This window comes from Hyunsoonleella sp. J2K-J805 (genome assembly GCF_057167125.1).
This window is the reverse complement of record NZ_CM169901.1, coordinates 208,130-226,530: the sequence shown is the minus strand read 5'-3', so window position 1 is coordinate 226,530 and position 18,401 is coordinate 208,130. Positions and strand designations below refer to the sequence as shown.

At 34.6% G+C, this 18,401-nt stretch carries 17 protein-coding genes and 1 other RNA gene; 6 read left to right on the top strand and 12 right to left on the bottom strand.

What is annotated here, in order from left to right; translation table 11 throughout:
- Positions 1–13 precede the first annotated feature (13 nt).
- From AC1B0Z_RS00880 to dapF, 4 genes are read right to left on the bottom strand one after another with little or no spacing between them, the layout of a single operon-like run.
- Complete coding sequence (locus tag AC1B0Z_RS00880; protein WP_483793618.1) at positions 14–922, bottom strand: DUF2279 domain-containing protein; 909 nt, start codon at positions 920–922, stop codon at positions 14–16.
- Entirely contained in the window at positions 923–1,966 is a 1,044-nt protein-coding gene (gene mltG / locus AC1B0Z_RS00875) for an endolytic transglycosylase MltG (protein WP_483793617.1), read from the bottom strand.
- On the bottom strand, positions 1,967–2,491 hold the full coding sequence (locus tag AC1B0Z_RS00870; protein ID WP_483793615.1) for a GNAT family N-acetyltransferase: 525 nt from the start codon (positions 2,489–2,491) through the stop codon (positions 1,967–1,969).
- Positions 2,488–3,261 (bottom strand): diaminopimelate epimerase, encoded by a 774-nt coding sequence (gene dapF, locus AC1B0Z_RS00865; RefSeq protein ID WP_483793613.1) that lies wholly within the window; start codon positions 3,259–3,261, stop codon positions 2,488–2,490. Before dapF ends, AC1B0Z_RS00870 begins: the two co-directional genes overlap by 4 nt.
- 126 nt (positions 3,262–3,387) lie before the next feature.
- Between dapF and AC1B0Z_RS00860 the strand changes: the two genes are divergently transcribed.
- The 5 genes from AC1B0Z_RS00860 to AC1B0Z_RS00840 all read left to right on the top strand — a co-directional run bounded on the left by AC1B0Z_RS00860 (position 3,388) and on the right by AC1B0Z_RS00840 (position 8,569).
- Positions 3,388–4,791 carry a trypsin-like peptidase domain-containing protein gene (locus AC1B0Z_RS00860; protein WP_483793611.1) on the top strand — a complete coding sequence of 468 codons (1,404 nt, stop codon included), beginning with the start codon at positions 3,388–3,390 and terminating at the stop codon, positions 4,789–4,791.
- A 100-nt stretch (positions 4,792–4,891) separates the two neighbouring features.
- Complete coding sequence (locus AC1B0Z_RS00855) at positions 4,892–5,413, top strand: hypothetical protein (protein ID WP_483793609.1); 522 nt, start codon at positions 4,892–4,894, stop codon at positions 5,411–5,413.
- 7 nt (positions 5,414–5,420) lie between these two features.
- On the top strand, positions 5,421–6,155 hold the full coding sequence (locus AC1B0Z_RS00850; protein WP_483793608.1) for an LVIVD repeat-containing protein: 735 nt from the start codon (positions 5,421–5,423) through the stop codon (positions 6,153–6,155).
- A 206-nt stretch (positions 6,156–6,361) separates the two neighbouring features.
- Positions 6,362–7,810: a glyceraldehyde-3-phosphate dehydrogenase gene (locus tag AC1B0Z_RS00845; RefSeq protein ID WP_483793606.1), complete on the top strand. Its 1,449-nt coding sequence runs from the start codon at positions 6,362–6,364 to the stop codon at positions 7,808–7,810.
- 138 nt (positions 7,811–7,948) lie between these two features.
- Positions 7,949–8,569, top strand: a complete 621-nt coding sequence (locus AC1B0Z_RS00840; RefSeq protein ID WP_483793604.1) for a tRNA (guanine-N1)-methyltransferase — start codon at positions 7,949–7,951, stop codon at positions 8,567–8,569.
- Between the two features lie 69 nt (positions 8,570–8,638).
- Here the strand turns inward: AC1B0Z_RS00840 and fsa are convergent, their stop codons facing one another.
- The 4 genes from fsa to ffs all read right to left on the bottom strand — a co-directional run bounded on the left by fsa (position 8,639) and on the right by ffs (position 11,024).
- Positions 8,639–9,292 carry a fructose-6-phosphate aldolase gene (gene fsa / locus AC1B0Z_RS00835; RefSeq protein ID WP_483793602.1) on the bottom strand — a complete coding sequence of 218 codons (654 nt, stop codon included), beginning with the start codon at positions 9,290–9,292 and terminating at the stop codon, positions 8,639–8,641.
- A gap of 297 nt (positions 9,293–9,589) precedes the next feature.
- Positions 9,590–10,009, bottom strand: coding sequence for a hypothetical protein (locus AC1B0Z_RS00830; protein ID WP_483793601.1), 420 nt, complete (start codon positions 10,007–10,009; stop codon positions 9,590–9,592).
- A gap of 43 nt (positions 10,010–10,052) precedes the next feature.
- Positions 10,053–10,856: an SDR family oxidoreductase gene (locus AC1B0Z_RS00825; RefSeq protein WP_483793600.1), complete on the bottom strand. Its 804-nt coding sequence runs from the start codon at positions 10,854–10,856 to the stop codon at positions 10,053–10,055.
- A gap of 69 nt (positions 10,857–10,925) precedes the next feature.
- Positions 10,926–11,024: signal recognition particle sRNA small type (gene ffs, locus AC1B0Z_RS00820), an RNA gene on the bottom strand.
- A gap of 89 nt (positions 11,025–11,113) precedes the next feature.
- Here ffs and AC1B0Z_RS00815 point away from each other — a divergent pair.
- Positions 11,114–12,157: a glutaminyl-peptide cyclotransferase gene (locus AC1B0Z_RS00815; RefSeq protein WP_483793598.1), complete on the top strand. Its 1,044-nt coding sequence runs from the start codon at positions 11,114–11,116 to the stop codon at positions 12,155–12,157.
- A gap of 54 nt (positions 12,158–12,211) precedes the next feature.
- Here the strand turns inward: AC1B0Z_RS00815 and AC1B0Z_RS00810 are convergent, their stop codons facing one another.
- The 4 genes from AC1B0Z_RS00810 to AC1B0Z_RS00795 form a co-directional block, all read right to left on the bottom strand.
- The gene (locus tag AC1B0Z_RS00810; RefSeq protein ID WP_483793596.1) at positions 12,212–14,446 is read right to left on the bottom strand and encodes a TonB-dependent receptor; all 2,235 of its coding nucleotides are present in this window, start codon (positions 14,444–14,446) and stop codon (positions 12,212–12,214) included.
- Between the two features lie 121 nt (positions 14,447–14,567).
- Positions 14,568–15,038, bottom strand: a complete 471-nt coding sequence (locus tag AC1B0Z_RS00805; protein ID WP_483793595.1) for a hypothetical protein — start codon at positions 15,036–15,038, stop codon at positions 14,568–14,570.
- Positions 15,031–18,150, bottom strand: a complete 3,120-nt coding sequence (locus AC1B0Z_RS00800; protein WP_483793594.1) for a non-ribosomal peptide synthetase — start codon at positions 18,148–18,150, stop codon at positions 15,031–15,033. Before AC1B0Z_RS00800 ends, AC1B0Z_RS00805 begins: the two co-directional genes overlap by 8 nt.
- Before the next feature lie 16 nt (positions 18,151–18,166).
- Positions 18,167–18,400, bottom strand: a complete 234-nt coding sequence (locus AC1B0Z_RS00795; RefSeq protein WP_483793593.1) for an acyl carrier protein — start codon at positions 18,398–18,400, stop codon at positions 18,167–18,169.
- Position 18,401: the final 1 nt, after the last annotated feature.

The following is an 18,401-nucleotide window of genomic DNA, read 5'->3' as shown; positions in this document are numbered from 1 at the left end:
TGAAGTACAATTTTTAATAATGGAATAGATGAAAAACAGCCCCATTTTTATTAAATTCTAAGGTAGGAAACGGTATTTTTATCATATTAAAAATGCTAAAAATTGACTTCAATAGTGCTGAATTAGTGCTTAGGTTAGACAAATTTACGTCTAAACTTAGATATAACTGCCGATATCTTGGAATAGTTGTTAACAATTGATTGTCAGTATTATTAACACCTGTTAGCATACCCTCTCCACCATAGCCTAATGCTATATTTAGCCACTTAGGGATTTTACTTTGCTTAAAAAAAGATTGTAAATTAAAGCTAAGCCAATACGTTTGCCCGTTGTAATCTTTCAAAATCTGTTCAACGAACGATTCCCCAAGTTTATCGGGACGCAGTGCTGCGTATTTTGACTGGCTAAAACTGAACTTGACGTCAATTCGCTGCTCATTCCATAATAATTCTTGCGAAATATAGAGTCCTGTCCCTAAGGCGTTTGCCCCCACATCTCCCCATGAAAAGCCCCATTGGCTTGAATAGCCGTCCAGCACTTCAACAGCAGTTAAAAATCCAAAGCCCAGGGTAGCCCCATAAATAAGTTGATCTTTTTTACTAACGCCACTCCAATTTAAAACATTAGCACCTTGCTTCCCCATTTGGTAAGCAGTAAAAACATGTCCAAACTTGTCCATTTGCAACCATTCGGAATTATCGTTTATGGTACGAAACTTTGAACGCTCAAAATCTGCGTACCACAATTCATTTAAACCAATGAGTGCAGCAGAAGACAAAGTTGCTTCAGAGAGAATAACTGCATTTCTTCGTTTTTTATGTAATGTATCGCTAGGTGTTAAAAACTGATCTAAAGATGATTGTGAGAAGCTATTTAAAAAGCAAAACAGAAAAACAACAATATTAAGTGACCAAGATTTCACTTATTTATTGATGCCTTGAGACGATAAATAGCGTTGATATGCCCTAGCATTCACATTATGTTGTGCCAATGTTTTAGCAAACTTGTGGTAACCAAAACGTTTTGGATCTGCCGCAAAATAAAGATAATTGTGCTTTTCATAATTCAATACGGCATCAATGGCGGAAATATCGGGCATTGCAATAAGCCCAGGAGGCAACCCTCTGTTTTTATAAGTATTATATGGCGACTCAATTTCCTTGTGAATATTTAACACTCGTTTAATCACGGTGTTTTTATATTTTGGCAATTTATAAGCTGCAAACTTTAAAGTAGGATCCGCTTGTAGTGGCATACCAATTCGAAGCCTATTCATATAAACACCAGCAATTCTAGGCTGCTCAGAACGTTCTTTAGACTCTTCATAAACAATAGAGGCCAAGGCGATAACTTGATCTTCTGACAAGCCGATATCATGTGCTTTTGCTATTCTCTTATCATTCCAAAAACGCTTATATTCCTTTAACATACGATCTCTAAAGACTTCTGCTGAAGTGTCCCAATACAACTCATAGCTGTTAGGTAAATACATTCCTAATGCAGTTTCTGGCTTAAAACCATTTTCACTTAAAAACGTGGTATCAGTCATTGCTTTTATAAGCTCCAAACTATCCGCTTCAATTTGATTTGCAATGCGTCCTGCCAATTTCTCTAAGGAACTCTGATTATTGAAAGATACTTTAACAGGAATGTTGCCGCTTCTTATGGAATTGATAATATCGTTATTACTCATTCCTTTTTTTATGAGGTATTTGCCCGATTTTATATTACTAACGTACTGTTTTTGTTCTGCCAGAATATCAAACTTATCAATATCTTTTAGTAGAGGTTCCAACTGCGCTCTTACATCATTATAATTATCTGTTGATTTGACATAGATGTAGGCTTCATCATTATTGAATTTTGTGTTTGGCGCTAGCATTGCACTGTAAACGTAATAAGCAAAGGCACCTGCTATCACTAAGCCTATAAGAGCAATAGCCCAAAGTATTTTTTTAATGTACATTTATTGATGTATGAGTTGTAATAAATATTCGTTTTCGAATTTTCCATTATTGAAATTCCAATCTTTTTTTAATCCTATGTTTTGAAAACCTAGATTTGTAAATAGCTTGACGCTAGCTTTATTATTTTCAGAAATATTACAATACAATTGGTGTAAGCCTAAGTGTGTAAAACTATACTTTAAAAGTAACTGCAATGCTTCATTGCCAAAGCCTTTTTCTCTATCTCGAGTATCCTTTATTATAATGCCTACTCCTGCTCTCTTATTTTTAAAATCAAAATTGAACAAGTCTATTAATCCTAAAGACTTTTTGGCTTTATCACAAATTACCAATCGTAATTGCTTCACTTCAAAAATATCTTTATGGGAGTTTTCTAAATATTGTTTAATAACAAATCTTGAGAACGGTGTTTGCGTATTGCTTAAGTGCCAGGTGTCTTCATTATTTTCTACTTCTAAAACAAATTCTAAATCTTCAGGCTCAAGCGCTCTAAGGTCAATATGTTCTCCTTGCAGCGTATTCATATTTCTCCTTTAAACACAAAATTCGCTGGTCCAATCAACCATACATTCTTATAAACACCGTCTTTCACATCAAATGACACTTTTAATTCCCCTCCTTCTACTTTTAAGTCTATCTCATGGCTGGAAGTTTCATTTAAAGCATGCATTGCGATTGCCACCGCAGTAGCACCAGTACCACATGACAAAGTTTCATCCTCAACACCGCGCTCATAGGTCCTTAACCTAAACGCATTATCAGTTATTTTCTTGACGAAATTCACATTGGAACCTTCTTCGTTATAAAGTGAGCCATATCGTATTGCGGCACCTTTAGTTTTTATATCAAAATCTGATATTGCGTCTTCAAATTGCACATGATGTGGCGATCCAGTATCTAGAAACACGTGATTTTTCTGTTTATCAATCGCAGGAACATCCTGCATTTGCAATCTCACAATATCTCCATCAATTTCGGCTTGATGCAAACCATCTGTAGCCTCAAAAACTGCTTTGTTTGAAATAACACCCAACTTTTTTGCAAAGGCTACCAAGCACCTTCCCCCATTACCACACATGGTACTTTCGTTTCCATCTGCATTGTAATACACCATTTTAAAATCATAGATGTCATGATGCTCAAGAAGAATTAAACCATCACCGCCTATGCCAAAACGTCTGTCACAAAGGTGTGCCACAAGTTTGGTATTATTTTTGTCAAAATTTTCCTGACGATTATCAATCATCACAAAATCGTTGCCTGTTCCTTGATATTTGTAAAATTTCTGCTTCATTTTGAAGTAGCAAAGATATAAATATTAAACCGTTTTTTAGATTGTTAAATCGTCGTTAAAGTTGAAAGCGCAGTTCAATAAATATTTAAATTTATTCGTTAGAGAATATATCTAAAACTGAAGATTATGAAGAAGATTTTAACATTAATTATGATTTCAGCTCTTGGTGGTACATTAACATTAGGGGCTTACAAATTATTTATCGAAGAAGACAAAACCTTGGTAGTTGACACTGTTGAAGCGCAACCCACATTGATTCCTACCAGCACATCAAACGCAATTTATAAGCCTTATGAAACTCCCGATTTTACTCAGGCTGCAGAAAACACTGTAAACGCCGTAGTACACGTTAAAAATGTAACGATAAGCAGAGGGCGTATGACTTTTGAGGATTTATTTATGGGCAGAAGTCCCCAACGTGCCCAATTGGGAACAGGTTCTGGAGTTATCATTACGCCAGATGGCTATATTATTACTAATAATCATGTGGTGGATAAATCTCAAGAACTTTCGGTTACGCTAAACAACAATAAAACTTATGAAGCCGAAATTGTGGGTACGGATCCAAAAACGGATATTGCCCTTTTAAAAATCGAGGCTGATGAAGAACTACCAGTAGTAACATTTGGAGACTCTGATGACGCCAAAATTGGAGAATGGGTTTTAGCCGTTGGCAATCCGTTTAATTTGACATCTACCGTAACTGCTGGTATTATTAGTGCTAAGGCAAGAGATTTATCTGGTAACGCTTCACAAGCTTTTATCCAAACCGATGCTGCCGTTAACCCCGGAAATTCAGGAGGTGCACTTGTTAATACTAATGGAGAGCTTATAGGTATTAATACTGCTATAACATCGCAAACTGGATCTTATGTGGGTTACTCATTTGCTGTACCAAGTAATATTGCAAGAAAAGTTGTCAATGATATTATGGAGTATGGTAATGTTCAGAATGGTATTCTTGGGGTTATGGGTACAGCCCTAAATAGTGCAAGAGCCGAAGACATAGAGATAAACGATACACAAGGATTTTATGTTAGCGGTATCGAAGAAGATTCTGGAGCTGAAAAAGCTGGCTTAAGAAAAGGCGATATCATTAAAAAAATTGATAACATCAAAATCTTAAAATTCTCCGATTTAAAGGGCCATTTAAGCACTAAAAGTCCTGATGATATAGTTGATGTAACGTTTTCAAGAGATGGAGAAATCAAAACGGTACCTGTTAAGTTAATTAGAAATCAGACCTCTGTTTTACCTTATGTTGGTCAAATTAAAAATGCAAAACCTAAGGAGTTAAAAAAATACAAGGCTGAAAATGGTGTGAAAATTTCTCTTCTTGATGAGAACTACGCTGAATATTGGAACAAGAACGGTATTAAAAAAGGTGCTATAATAACTGCAATAAACGACATAAAAGTAAACAACGTGGATGATGTTCAAAATGTTATCAAAAACATGTCTAAATATGATTCATTTAGAATTGAATTAATTAATGAAAATGGCGAAAAGGAACGCTATAACTTTAGATAAGAATATTTTACATTAGAAAAAAGTCCTCCATAGCGAGGACTTTTTTTATGAATAACACGCAACCATTTTCAAATTTGGCATCTTATAATAAAACTATAAGATGACCACCTTAAAACACAAACCACTACTTTACTTATTATGTACTTTATTGCTATCCTCCTGTATCTATTTTGGAGGTTCAGATGATGACGACCCTTTAATTGATGTTACTTCCAACAGGTATGACCCCGTAATATTAAAACGTGAAAGTTTCAATACTTCCGTTGAACTCATGCCGCCTCAAAATCAGGATGCTATGGGTAAGATTTATGTAAAAGACAATTATCTTTTTATAAATGAACCCAACAAAGGATTTCATATTTATGACAATTCTAATCCTGAAAATCCAATTAAGCTGAAATTTCTTAAAGTCCTTGGGTCTACTGATGTATCCATTAAACAAGATATTCTATATGTGAATAATGCTGTAGATCTTATCGCATTAGCATTCAGTAATGATTTTAATGAAATAACCGTTTCAAAACGTATAGAAAATATATTTCCTAAAATGGTCTCTCCTGATGGCTATCGTGCAAATATAACCTTTGATGAAGTTGTTGTAGACTGGACACTAAAAAACTAAAATTACTATGAAAAAATTAATATACATGCTATTTGCCTTGGCGTTATTAGCTTGCGAAAATGATTCCAATAGCTCCAATGAAGCCGTTTCTGATGTAGGTCAAGGTGGTTCATTAGCAACATTCACCATACTTAACGACTATTTATACACCGTTGACAACAGATTATTAAATGTATTTAATATAAGCACAAAAACAAATCCTGTTTTAGTTAACCGAGTACCTATTGGTTTTAATATTGAAACCTTGGTAAGCTATAAGGATTTTTTGTATATAGGCTCTAGAAACGGCATGTTTATTTACGAAACCTCTAACCCAGAGAGCCCAAAGCAATTAAGTGCCGTACAGCACTTTACAGCGTGCGACCCTGTAATTGCAAATGACACCCACGCCTTTGTTACTTTAGATACCAGTGCCGGGTGTGGTAATAATATTAGTGCTTTGCAGATATACGACGTTAATGATGTTACGAAACCTGTTTTAATTTCTCAACGCAACCTTATAGCACCAAAAGGTTTGGGGCTTTATGGCAACTATCTTTTTGTATGTGATGACGAAGTGAAGGTATTTGACATCTCCAATCCGGAAAATTCGAAATTAGCCCACAGCATTGATATTAGTGCTTTTGATGTTATTATACAAAACAACCATCTTATTGCGGTTGGAGATAATCAACTCAATCAATATGCATTGGACGCAAACGACATAAAAAACACGCCTTTACTTAGCAATATCAGCATATAGAAAATATATTTTGAGAATAAAAAATTATATAAAAATAACCCTAAAACTGAAAGGGTTATTTTTTTGAGATTCCCGCATTCGCGAGAATGACAAACTCAAAGGAAACCTTGTCATTTTATGTCAAGGAAAATTTTCTTTAAATAGCTTACGAAAACGTTTGAAATATGATACTTTTGCAAAACTAAAACCCACTAAACTCAAATAAAATGTCTACAGATGCAACTTATGAAAAAGAGTTAGCGTTTCAAGCAGATCGACGGAGAGCGACTGTTGAATTTATCAAAACCGTTAGCGACCTATGGTATGATAACTCCATCGAGTTAATTCTCTTTAAAAATCAATTAATTGACAAAAATGTTAGTGAGATTTTAAACCTGCACGAATATGCTGGTAAGTTTGTTCAGAAACCAATTTCCATTTTTGATTCTGTTGAAATTGCCAAAGCCATTAAAAAGCTAAATATTCCTCCTGCTAAATTAGATATCGGAAAATTGACCTACGAATTTCATTTGGAGGAAAACAAATTTGATGATGCCATTCACTTCGTGGCCAACAAAATTAAAGATGCTGGAAATGGTAATGCAATAGAACCAAAAGACGTTGTCCTTTATGGTTTCGGTAGAATTGGAAGATTGGTGGCACGCGAACTTATGGCAAAAACAGGTAAAGGCAGTCAGTTAAGGCTTCGAGCCATTGTAACACGAGATCCTGTTTCCAAGGAAGTTCTTGAAAAAAGAGCATCTTTATTAAACAACGATTCCATTCATGGGGAGTTTTCAGGAACAGTATCAGTTAATGAAAAAGATAACGCCCTTATTGTTAATGGCACAACCGTTAAAATGATTTCGGCTGATGCCCCAGAAAAAATTGATTATACAAAGTATGGTATTAACAACGCATTAGTTATTGACAATACTGGAGCGTTTAGGGACAAAGCAGCCTTGTCAAGGCACTTAAAAGCAAAAGGTGTTAAAAAAGTACTACTGACTGCACCTGGAAAGGAAGTACCCAATATAGTGCATGGCGTAAATCATAAAGACTATAGCCCTGATAAGTTAAATATATTTTCAGCAGCATCATGTACCACAAATGCTATTACGCCAATTTTAAAGGCAATTGAAGATTCTTATGGGGTAAAAAGCGGACATTTAGAAACCATTCATGCATACACAAACGACCAAAACTTAGTAGATAACTTCCATAAAAAATATCGCCGTGGTCGAGCAGCTGCATTAAATATGGTGATTACTGAAACTGGTGCGGGAAAGGCAGTTGCAAAAGCCTTACCTAGTCTTGAAGGTAAATTATCTTCAAACGCCATTCGTGTGCCCGTGCCAAATGGTTCATTAGCTATTTTAAATTTAGAATTAGATAGAAAGACATCCTTAAACGGTATAAATTCAACTATTAAGAAGTATGCGCTTGAAGGCGATTTAGTAGAGCAGATAAAATACGAATTGAGCGATGAGTTAGTATCCAGCGATATTGTAGGCTGCTCTGCACCAGCAATTTATGATAGCAAAGCAACCATCGTACGTTCTGATGGCAAAAACGTTATACTTTATATTTGGTATGATAACGAATATGGGTACAGCCATCAAGTGATTAGGTTAGCAAAATATGTCTCAAAAGTAAGACGCTATACGTACTATTAAAAACATCTAAATTCTCTCAATAATCGTAAATATATCATAATAGCCTCAATTTTTTGGGGCTATTTGGTAATATAATTATGTTTTTAAACTTTATTTTATATTTTCGCATCAACAGTTAACCTATTTAAACACAACCAAATGAATTCCTCAAAATACCTTATTACCTTCGTATTTTCATTTATTTTTAGTTTATCATTCTCTCAAACCACGCAACAACCAGAAACACTTTCTCTTAATAATGGCACTATCGACAGCCAATTTGAATACATTTTTAGAAAATCTGGAAATTTTAAAGGCACCAATGGCCAACCTTATGAAGCCGTAAAAACCGCATGGTTATTGAAATTAAGAAACCATGTAAGAGATTCTTTAAAGGAAATTCGTAAAGATTTAAACGAAACACAAACGGTTGTAAAAACGCAAGCTGGTGAGATTACAGAATTAAAAAGTAATCTTTCTACAACGCAGTCAGATTTAGATAAAACCAATTCAGAAAAAAACAGCATGTCGCTATTTGGTATGCAAATGAGTAAAACTGGATATAATACCTTATTATGGAGTATCATTGCCGGTTTACTTGCTTTATTGTTGTTATTTATTTACAAGTTTAAGAACAGTAATGCCATCACCAGACAAGCTAAACAAAGCCTTTCAGAAATTGAGGAGGAGTTTGATGAACACAGAAAAACCGCGCTAGAACGCGAGCAAAAAGTGAGAAGGCAATTGCAAGACGAAATTAATAAGCAGAAAAAAGCATAAGCTTAATTATATAAATAAAAAGCGCAACAATCAATCTAATTATTGCGCCTTTTTCTTAAAACCTATCTTCTAGTTTCCTTTCTTGTAATCAGCTAAAAATTTAGCTAAACCTATATCAGTTAAAGGGTGCTTCAATAAACCTTCAATAGAGCTTAGAGGTCCAGTCATCACATCCGATCCTATTTTAGCACAATCAATAACGTGCATGGTATGACGTACTGAAGCTGATAAAATCTGAGTCTCAAAGCCATAGTTATCATAGATATGGCGGATTTCAGAAATCAAATTTAATCCATCCGTAGAAATATCGTCCAAGCGCCCTAAAAACGGAGACACATAAGTTGCGCCAGCCTTGGCAGCTAATAACGCTTGTCCTGCTGAAAACACCAAAGTCACATTGGTTTTTACGCCTTTACTAGAAAAATATTTACAGGCCTTTACACCATCCTTAATCATTGGTAATTTTACCACAATTTGTTCGTGTAGTTCAGCTAGAGCCTCTCCCTCTTTTATCATGCCATCCACATCAGTAGAAATCACCTCTGCACTTACGTCGCCATCTACAATATTACAAATATCAACATAGTGCTTCATAATATTATCATGTCCCGTAATGCCCTCTTTGGCCATCAATGACGGGTTTGTAGTTACACCATCTAAAACTCCCATATCTTGAGCTTCTCTAATTTGGTCTAAATTTGCTGTGTCAATAAAAAATTTCATTATTTCAGTTATATAGTTTTCAATTTATCTTATCGTAATACTTTGGGCGCCTGCCTGCCGGCAGGTTACCCCACCCTTCTACAAGCTCAGGGCAAGCGAGGTCGGGCTTTCGGTAGTCGCTCCCTCCTACGTCGGGGAGCTTCAACAAACCTGTACTGAGTAAAGTCAAATGTATGCCCCAATCCCTAACGCAACGAATTTACAACATTAACGTCTTTTGTTATACCCCATTACTTAAAATCTTTTAATAACTTGCTAAAAGTTTTCGGAGTTGAAAATAAATAGAGGATTGTTTAATTAATTAACCGTCAAAATATAGGTTCTTGCGGTACTTTCTTCGCAGAGTCCGTCGCAGTCATTCAAATTATTTTCACAATAATTATCAGCTTGCTCCACATCAAGTCTTATAGTAAACCTGTACCTTCCACGTTCTAGTGGCCTGCCCTCAATAATGACGTCCCTGTAGTCAAAGTACACATCTACTCCGCGCGGCAAATCTCCAATTACGGAAAAAAAGTAAAAATAATCGTTGTCTCTAGGTTCATTCTGAATTTCGGCGGTAATTAATTCAAAATAATCTTGATTGACAAAAGCAGTACGTAATCTGTTATCGGATAAAATAGGTTTTCTGTTAATAACACATTCTAAAATATCTTGACAACCTGTTGCCAAAAAAAATAGAGCTAAAATCGAGGGAAAAAGAATTTTTTTATACATCTGGCTACATTTGTGCTATCTAAATGCAAATAGTGTACCAAATCTATATCTTGTAGTGGTTCATCAGCAATTTCTCATAAACCCTATCTGGAAGTATCCGTTTTAATACAATGGAAAACTTTTGCATGAACTCCCCTACCTTGTAATGAATTTTTGGTCTATTAGTATTAATAATGTTGTACACTGCTTTCGCCATCATTTCTGGGTCGCTGCCCGCATCAACATGTGTATTCATTAATTCCAAGGATTTCCCATAACTAGCATTATATGGCGAATCATCCTTTAAAGGTGCATGATAGCGTCCAGCAGCGATGTTGGTAGCAAAATCTCCCGGAGCAACATTGGTCATTTCTATATTAAATGGTTTTAACTCCATCCTAAATGCTTCCGTCAAAATTTCCAGTGCACCTTTGCTTGCACTGTAAACGCCACGATAGGGCAATCCCATGTATCCTGCTATAGATGTTATATTGATAATCAATCCAGATTTTTGTTGACGCATTTGTGGCAAAATTGCCTTTATCATATTTATAGGACCAAAAAAATTAGTATCAAAATTTGCTTTGATTTCTTCCTCTGGTATTTCTTCAATAGGCCCGGTAATACCAGCACCAGCATTATTTATAAGAACATCTAATCTACCTGTAGAATTAATCACCGTTTTAACCGCGGCAGTTATGGTACTAACCTGCTTTACATCCAATTGTAAAAGTGGAAAAATGCTGTTTTTATAATTGCTTGGGTGTCTACTGGTTCCAAAGACCTTAAACCCTTTATGATGCAAAAATTCGCCAATTGATTTTCCTATACCCGAAGAACCTCCCGTTATTAAAACAACTTTAGACATACCAAATAAATTAGAGTGGTAAATTACAACAACGAAATACGAAAATAAAATTTAAATTTAGGACACAAAAAAAGGCAAGCTACCTACATCACACCGCTACAACCGTATACCTTTGCTGCGTTCCCGCCCTGGAGGATTCTACAGGAGCTGGTTGTGTAGGACTTGCCAGCTACAAAGATACAATCTTTTAAAATTTTCACAATGATTTTTTAAACCGATTTTTAATAAATATATTCGACCAAAATTAGATTCTACAAATGAAAATCTCTAAACACTTAGCTTACATATTCTTATTATCTATGGTTTTATCTTGTGGCTCAAATTCAGGGCAAAAGAAAGACTATTTCAGTATCAAAACTAATGCTCTGAAAGGTAATATTTCAATAGCTGAAACCCTCAATTTATCCATTGAAAATAAAAAAAATCACACTGTAGATTCCGTGGTGTATCAACTTAATGGCGAAACTATTTCTGCGAGTTTTAGTTTAAAGCATCATAAACTAGGAAAACATCCTATTGATGCTATGGTTTATTTTAATAACGGTGATACCCAAGCCATATCTTCATCAATAACTATTTTAAATGACAAATCCCCAAAGGTTTTAGGTGAAAAAAATTATAAAATAATAAATGAGTACCCGCATGATATAACATCGTATACCCAAGGTTTAGAGTTTTATGACGGTAAACTTTATGAAAGTACAGGACAGTATAAAGAATCTAAATTGAGACAGGTAGATTACAAAACTGGTGAAGTTTTACAAAACGTAAATTTAGCCGATGAATACTTTGGAGAAGGGCTAACAGTTATGAACGATAAAATCTACCAATTGACTTGGAGGAAAGGAGTTGGTTTTATTTATGATGTTAACACATTTGAAAAGACAGGAAGTTTTGCTTACGGAAAAAGTAAGGAGGGCTGGGGATTGACACATAACCACACCCATATATATAAAAGTGATGGGACCGAATACATTTGGCTGCTAGACCCAGAGACTTTAATAGAACAGGAGAAGATTCAAGTATACACCAACAAAGGGAAAATAAGTCAGATTAATGAAATGGAATGGATAGATGGCAAAATTTATGCTAACCGCTACCAGAAAAATGGTGTAGCTATTATTAATCCTAAAAATGGTGCTGTGGAAGCTGTAATCGATTTTACACCTCTAAAAAATAAAGTGATGCAACATGATAAACTAGATGTATTAAATGGTATTGCTTATAACCCGCAAACCAAAACTATTTTTGTTACAGGAAAACGCTGGGACAAATTGTTTGAGGTAGAGATTGCGGAATAATAAAAGACCCCATAAAAATGGAGTCTTTTATTTATAATTCTATTTAAATCCCATCTAGAATCTTACAGCCACCTTACCTCTTAAGAAGAAAGGCACTCCTGGTGTAAAATGGATTTCTTCTACAGAATTGGCTTCATTAAATAATCTACTTTCTGTTGCAAATTGGGTTTCATTCCAATCTACATCAAAAAGATTTTCAACAACTAAACCAAACGTCCAATTATTACTGTTATAATTTAAATTTAAATCTGTAACAAAGTAACCTTCGGCCACAATAGAATTATCCTCATTTGCAGGACGATCTTTTATATAACGGTAACTAATACCTCCTGAAAACTTACCTAAATTGTTAAAAGTAAATCCACCTGCAGATGTTAAGTCTGGCGCTAAAGGAATAAAATCTTCACCATCAGGCTCTTCTGTACTTCTGGCAACTGTATAATTTACATCTGTATTAAAATATAGCCAATCTGCAATCTGATATCTTAATCCAAAATCTATACCGTAACGAGATGTTTTACCACTAGGTTCTACGATGGCAGCATCACCAACATAAACAAATTCTTGTTCTAAAAATAGTGACCAAAGTGCTGCATTTATTACCAATTTGTTTGTGGGTTTTAAAACTGTACCTAAATCTGTACTAAATGCAGTGGGTAGAATTTGTTCTCCACTATTTGCCACCACTACTCTAGTATCATTTGAATGGAAACCGAGACCAGTTTTTAGAAAAAACTGAGTGTTAGGCGAAGCAGCATAAATAAAATTTAGTTTTGGGCTTAATAAAGCCTTATTCTCACTTTTGCTATCATAAGTTTCAGTTAATAAATCCTCATAATCAAATGTAAAATAATCTAAACGTAACCCTGGATTTATGGTCCATTTATTCACCTTATAATTTAGATCTGCAAAAGAAAAGGCATTAACTTCATCTACATTACCATAGGCTAACCTTTCTAGTAATTCCTTTCTGTTTTTAGTTCGAGATAATTGATTTTCATTTACATCATCATATCTAAAACCAATACCTACTCGATATTTTAATTGTTTATTATGATCTTCTAAATGCAGTGATTTCTCATAGACACTTTTTGCACCAATAATTGTTCGTTCTTCAAATTGACGAATTTGGTCAGCATTTACAGGATCATCCAAGAAAAAAGTGAAGTTTGAAAATAATTCAAAATCATAATTAGACACATAAGCAGAAGAGATTAAACTAGAGTGTTCATCAAAATGCTTAATATGGTTCATCCAAATATTAGTTCTACTGGTATTTCCACCTTCAGTATCATCAATAGCGCCAAATCTACCTATTAAACCTTGATCAACAGCACGTTGCGGTATTTGCCCAGAAGCGTCCCATTTACTTTGAAAATGAGATAAAGACAAATTAAACTCTTGGTCTTTATAATTGTTATAGTTATAACGGGCCATAATATTCAAACGGTTAAAATTTTGAGGTGAATCAAAAACACCGTCTGTTAAATTCATTTCACTTGCCACATATGCATTACTATTTTCACCATCCCAAATTTTAAGCATACTCATAGCACGAACAGTATTAAATTGCCCAGCTTCAACAGAGATTACGTTCTTGTCTATTGTCTTTTTGGTTTTAATATCTACATAACCCGCAGTGTTAAAGTTTCCTTTATCTGCGTAATAAGAGCCCTTACCAAAATCTAAATTTTCAATGGTCTCTGGAATTATAAAGTGCATATCGCCATATCCTTGTCCATGTGCATGAGACACCATATTTACTGGCATTCCATCAACATCTATAGCTATATCGGTTCCGTGATCTATATCAAAACCTCTTAAGAAGATTTGTTCTGCTTTACCTCCACCAGCATGTTGACCAATAAATAATCCTGGTATTTTCCTTAGAATTTCTTGGGAAGATTTTACTGGGCTTGTTTTTAAATCTACATCAACAATATTACTTAATACGTTTACTTTTGAAACGATTAATACCTGATCTAATGATGCTGAAGATATTTCCATGACAATTTTTACCGTACCGTCCAGATGAGATTCATCTATCGTCAATTCGTAATTTTTGTACCCCAATTGATAAAAATAGACAATATCGCCCACCGATATATCATCAATTTCAAAATAACCAGATACGTTGGTGTAAGTATAAGCCCCTGTATTTTTATTATAAACCCCAACGCCTTGCAGAGGTTTTTCATTATCTTCAGAAATTACTGTTCCGTTAAGTTCATGGGCTTGCATCACCATACTTAAAGCTAAAAGCAGTAATGTTATTGTTTTTTTTAGCATAACAATTTTTATTATGCACAACTAAAGCAGCTAAACAGCTATCGATTGAAGTGCTATTATTATTTTTTAAATTTTAATGGATTTACATGTGGCTATTACCCACATATTTTTGCTTGAAGAGCTAAAATAATTGCGGTGGCTGAAAAGGGCTTTTAAGATGCCCTCTACGCGGTTGTCCAATTATAAAATATTCTGTTTTATTTTCCTTGAGCGGAACAAAAAGTGAAGGCCTTTTGTATTTCTCTTGATAACGCGTGTGTTTATCGATTTTTTTTATTAATCGTTTGGAATCTTTCGATTTATTTTCTTTGTGTGGAGCTCCCAGTATAGTTTCAAGTATATCTAGGAGATTGTGGTTATGAATAATCTCTGAGGCTACCAAAACATGCTCACTATGTTTATATAAATCTCTTACTTCGCTAGTTTTTGTATGTGATATTATTTGCTCTGGCATGTCTAATTGGTGCGAAATCCCATGAAGAAAAGCACTAATCTCCTTATGCAGAGGGCTGAAAACATAGCAAAAACACATTGCAATCGCAACCACTTTAACCACTAACGGCTCCAAGCCTTTTTTAAGGTTGCTACTCATTAAGCAAAGTAGTTATGGTTTGTTCTATGTTATTAGAATAAGATGAAATAGTAGGGTAATTAAATACATCGGTTATCGACATATCCAATTCCAAAACAGACCTTAATCGTGACGTGATAGCAATAGCGTCTAGAGAGTTTCCTCCTATGCGTATATAGTTCTCATGTGTTCCAATAGCATCTATTTTTAATACTTCCTTCCAAATATTATGCACTATTTCTTCTATTTCATTTTTAGGCACTTCTTTTTCCTGCCTTTTAATCTTCTTACGTAAATTTATCTCAGGTAGTTTTTTTCTATCTACTTTTCCACTCGATAGCAATTCAAAACTATCTAAATGTATGTAGAATTGAGGCAACATATATTCGGGTAACGTGCTTTGGATACTACTGATTATTTTTGATGTTTCTGTTTTTTCTCCAGTATAGTAAGCGATTAGGTTTTCCTTATCATCGATTGTAACAACTGCTTTTGAAATTATCGATAATCTTTCTAAAACGCGTTCTATCTCGCCAAGTTCTATTCTTAAGCCCCTTAATTTTATTTGGTTGTCAATTCTACCGTGATACTCTATATTTCCATCGGTCCTATAACTTACCAAATCACCAGTTTTGTACATTTTGGCATCAGGATTAGTAGAGAATATATCTTTAACAAAGCTTTCATTCGTAAGAGCTTCTCTATTCAAATAGCCTTTAGCTACTTGAGTTCCCGCAATGTACAATTCGCCTTTAAGCCCAATTGGGAGCTTATTCAATGCCCTATCTAAAACATAAAGCTGTGTGTTTGCTACTGGCTTTCCTATAAGCACCCCAAACTGTAATGCATCGTTTTTACAATGCCAACTGCTTACCTCAACAGCAGCTTCGGTAGGACCGTAGAGATTGTGTACTTCAACGTTAAGTTTTTCATAAACCCTTTCAACCACAGTAGCAGAAAGTGCTTCACCGCTGCAAAAAACTACTTTTAAACTACTACAGGTTTCCACACCTTGGGTTTGGATAAATATATTCAACATTGAGGGTACAAAATGAATTTTTGTGATTTGATGTTGAGCAATAGTTTCAATCAGTTTATCAGGATTTTTATGGCCTTCGGGTATTTCTATTACAAGTTTGGCCCCTTTTTGCAAAGGTCCAAACAGTTCAGGAAGTGATACATCAAAAGTTATTGGTGTTTTTTGTAGTAACACATCATTATTTGAAATTGGCAGGTAATCGTTCATCCAGTTAAGCCTATTACAGATACCTCTGTGATGGCACTCTACCCCTTTTGGCTCACCTGTACTACCGGAGGTGTAAATTACATACGCTAAATCGTTTGGTGAAATACTTACAGTACAACTTTCAGTACTAAATTTATTTATTGCACTTTCAATAGCCTTCACATGTTTTCCATCAATATCATTTGGCACGTCTAAATTGTTATGATTGTAAAACAGCATTTTAGCATTTGAATCTTTTAAAATAAAAGCTAAACGCTCTTTTGGTGTATTGGTATCAATTGGTAAATAAGCACCACCAGCCTTTAATATACCGTAAATGTAGACCATCATCTCTAATGACCTCTCAAAACTAACCGCAACAAGATCGTTTGTTACAATTCCTTTTTGAATAAGAAAATGGGCTACTTGATTAGATTTTTCGTTAAACTCCTTATAGGTAAGTACTTCTTCCTTAAAAATAAGTGCTATATTATTTGGAGTGCGCAAAACCTGTTCTTCGAATTTAGAAAGTAGTGTTTCATTTTCTGGGTATTTAACTTCTGTATTATTCCATGCTTCAATTTTACTAATCTCCTTAGAAGTTGCCATAGGCACTGTATCAATCTCCTGATCCGCGTTATCTATAAATGCATCTAATAGTTTTAAAAAATGCTGTGGGGCTAAATCTTGTAAATCCGAATCAAAAATTTTAGTATTAAAATCAAAATATAGTTTTAAGATTCCCGTATTATCAAAATCATGCACATGGAATCTTAAATGGTGCCTTGGATCCATATGTCCTGGATGCACCCATCTAGTTTTAACAGGTTTATTATTGAAATCTGAGTCGTTCCCGGCATTAATATAATTATAAAACACATTATAGACCCTGCTCATTTCCATTGTAGATGCTCCTGTTTGTGCATTTTTTAAGAACCCATTACTCTCTACTTGTATTTTTTTAATTAAAGTAAGGAAAGTCTCACGTGCCTCTATTTCAGCAAAAATTGGGAAACTTTCAACAAAAAAGCCCAGTGTATCCTTAAAGCTTTTTTTAGTACGGTTGTGCGTTGGAGAGCCTATAACAAAACTTCCCTGACCTGAAATACGATAAACATAGGCAAAAAGAGCAGTCAAAAAAATGTTGTAAAGCGTTAAATCCAAGCTCCAGCCTTTAATACCCTTAGTGTTGGCTAATGCTTTGATTTTATCTGAACGCTCCTTTCCTAAGCTTACAAATAAACGTTTAGAATTGGTACTGAGCGATGTGTTTTTTTTGCGATATAATTCTGGGGCATTAGTGAATAACGATTGTTTTTCTTTCCAATATTTTTCTATTTCTATCCTTGCAACGTTCTCTTTTAGAGTATTGGTATGGACTATAAATGCCTTATACGAAGGATAGGTTTCAACATCGCCTAAAGTTCCAAGCAATGCCTTTTCATATAATTTGGACATTCTAGAAAAAAAGACAGTAGTACTGTAACCATCAGTTATTAAATGATGTTGATTGATATACCATACAAAATGGTTGCTTGCAAGTTTTATCAGTACGCAATCAAAAAGACACTCACTTAAATTAAAATGAAATTTAACCCTTTCCTTTTCCCAATTTTTATAAACCTCAAAAGGGTTTTCTTCTGAAGAAAAGTCTACAACATCTAATTTGTATTCAATACTTGGAAGACAAACTTGTAAGGGCACACCATCTTTCTGCTTAAAAACCGAACGCAACACATCACTAGTCTCAACCAATTTTTCGAAGGCGAGATTGAAATGTGACACCGAAATGGCATCCCTCATTTCGTATGTCATAACCATATTGTACATGGGAGATTCAGGGTTTAAATCCTGACCAATCCATAGTAAATTTTGGTTTTGAGTTAAAGGTGAATATGTGTTTTCCATAACACGCTAATCTTTTTTATTTACCTGAAAGATAAGCACAAACGCTATTAATGTTCATGAAATTTTCAATGACCATATCTTCTGGTGGAACCTTTACCTCAAACTTTTTCTCAACAAATGCAATTAGCTGCACCATACCTAAAGAGTCTAAAATGCCACTACCCAATAAATCGGTATCGCCATCTAAATCCTCATCAATCTCAGCATCCAGCAATTGCTCATTAATATACTTAATTAACACCTCTTCCATT

What these genes read in the sequence shown, in the direction of transcription:
- mltG (WP_483793617.1), bottom strand. Translation starts at nt 1,966, where the DNA reads ATGTACATTAAAAAAATACTTTGGGCTATTGCTCTTATAGGCTTAGTG.
- AC1B0Z_RS00870 (WP_483793615.1), bottom strand. Translation starts at nt 2,491, where the DNA reads ATGAATACGCTGCAAGGAGAACATATTGACCTTAGAGCGCTTGAGCCT.
- dapF (WP_483793613.1), bottom strand. Translation starts at nt 3,261, where the DNA reads ATGAAGCAGAAATTTTACAAATATCAAGGAACAGGCAACGATTTTGTG.
- AC1B0Z_RS00860 (WP_483793611.1), top strand. Translation starts at nt 3,388, where the DNA reads ATGAAGAAGATTTTAACATTAATTATGATTTCAGCTCTTGGTGGTACA.
- AC1B0Z_RS00855 (WP_483793609.1), top strand. Translation starts at nt 4,892, where the DNA reads ATGACCACCTTAAAACACAAACCACTACTTTACTTATTATGTACTTTA.
- AC1B0Z_RS00850 (WP_483793608.1), top strand. Translation starts at nt 5,421, where the DNA reads ATGAAAAAATTAATATACATGCTATTTGCCTTGGCGTTATTAGCTTGC.
- AC1B0Z_RS00845 (WP_483793606.1), top strand. Translation starts at nt 6,362, where the DNA reads ATGTCTACAGATGCAACTTATGAAAAAGAGTTAGCGTTTCAAGCAGAT.
- AC1B0Z_RS00840 (WP_483793604.1), top strand. Translation starts at nt 7,949, where the DNA reads ATGAATTCCTCAAAATACCTTATTACCTTCGTATTTTCATTTATTTTT.
- fsa (WP_483793602.1), bottom strand. Translation starts at nt 9,292, where the DNA reads ATGAAATTTTTTATTGACACAGCAAATTTAGACCAAATTAGAGAAGCT.
- AC1B0Z_RS00830 (WP_483793601.1), bottom strand. Translation starts at nt 10,009, where the DNA reads ATGTATAAAAAAATTCTTTTTCCCTCGATTTTAGCTCTATTTTTTTTG.
- AC1B0Z_RS00825 (WP_483793600.1), bottom strand. Translation starts at nt 10,856, where the DNA reads ATGTCTAAAGTTGTTTTAATAACGGGAGGTTCTTCGGGTATAGGAAAA.
- AC1B0Z_RS00815 (WP_483793598.1), top strand. Translation starts at nt 11,114, where the DNA reads ATGAAAATCTCTAAACACTTAGCTTACATATTCTTATTATCTATGGTT.
- AC1B0Z_RS00810 (WP_483793596.1), bottom strand. Translation starts at nt 14,446, where the DNA reads ATGCTAAAAAAAACAATAACATTACTGCTTTTAGCTTTAAGTATGGTG.
- AC1B0Z_RS00805 (WP_483793595.1), bottom strand. Translation starts at nt 15,038, where the DNA reads ATGAGTAGCAACCTTAAAAAAGGCTTGGAGCCGTTAGTGGTTAAAGTG.
- AC1B0Z_RS00800 (WP_483793594.1), bottom strand. Translation starts at nt 18,150, where the DNA reads ATGGAAAACACATATTCACCTTTAACTCAAAACCAAAATTTACTATGG.
- AC1B0Z_RS00795 (WP_483793593.1), bottom strand. Translation starts at nt 18,400, where the DNA reads ATGGAAGAGGTGTTAATTAAGTATATTAATGAGCAATTGCTGGATGCT.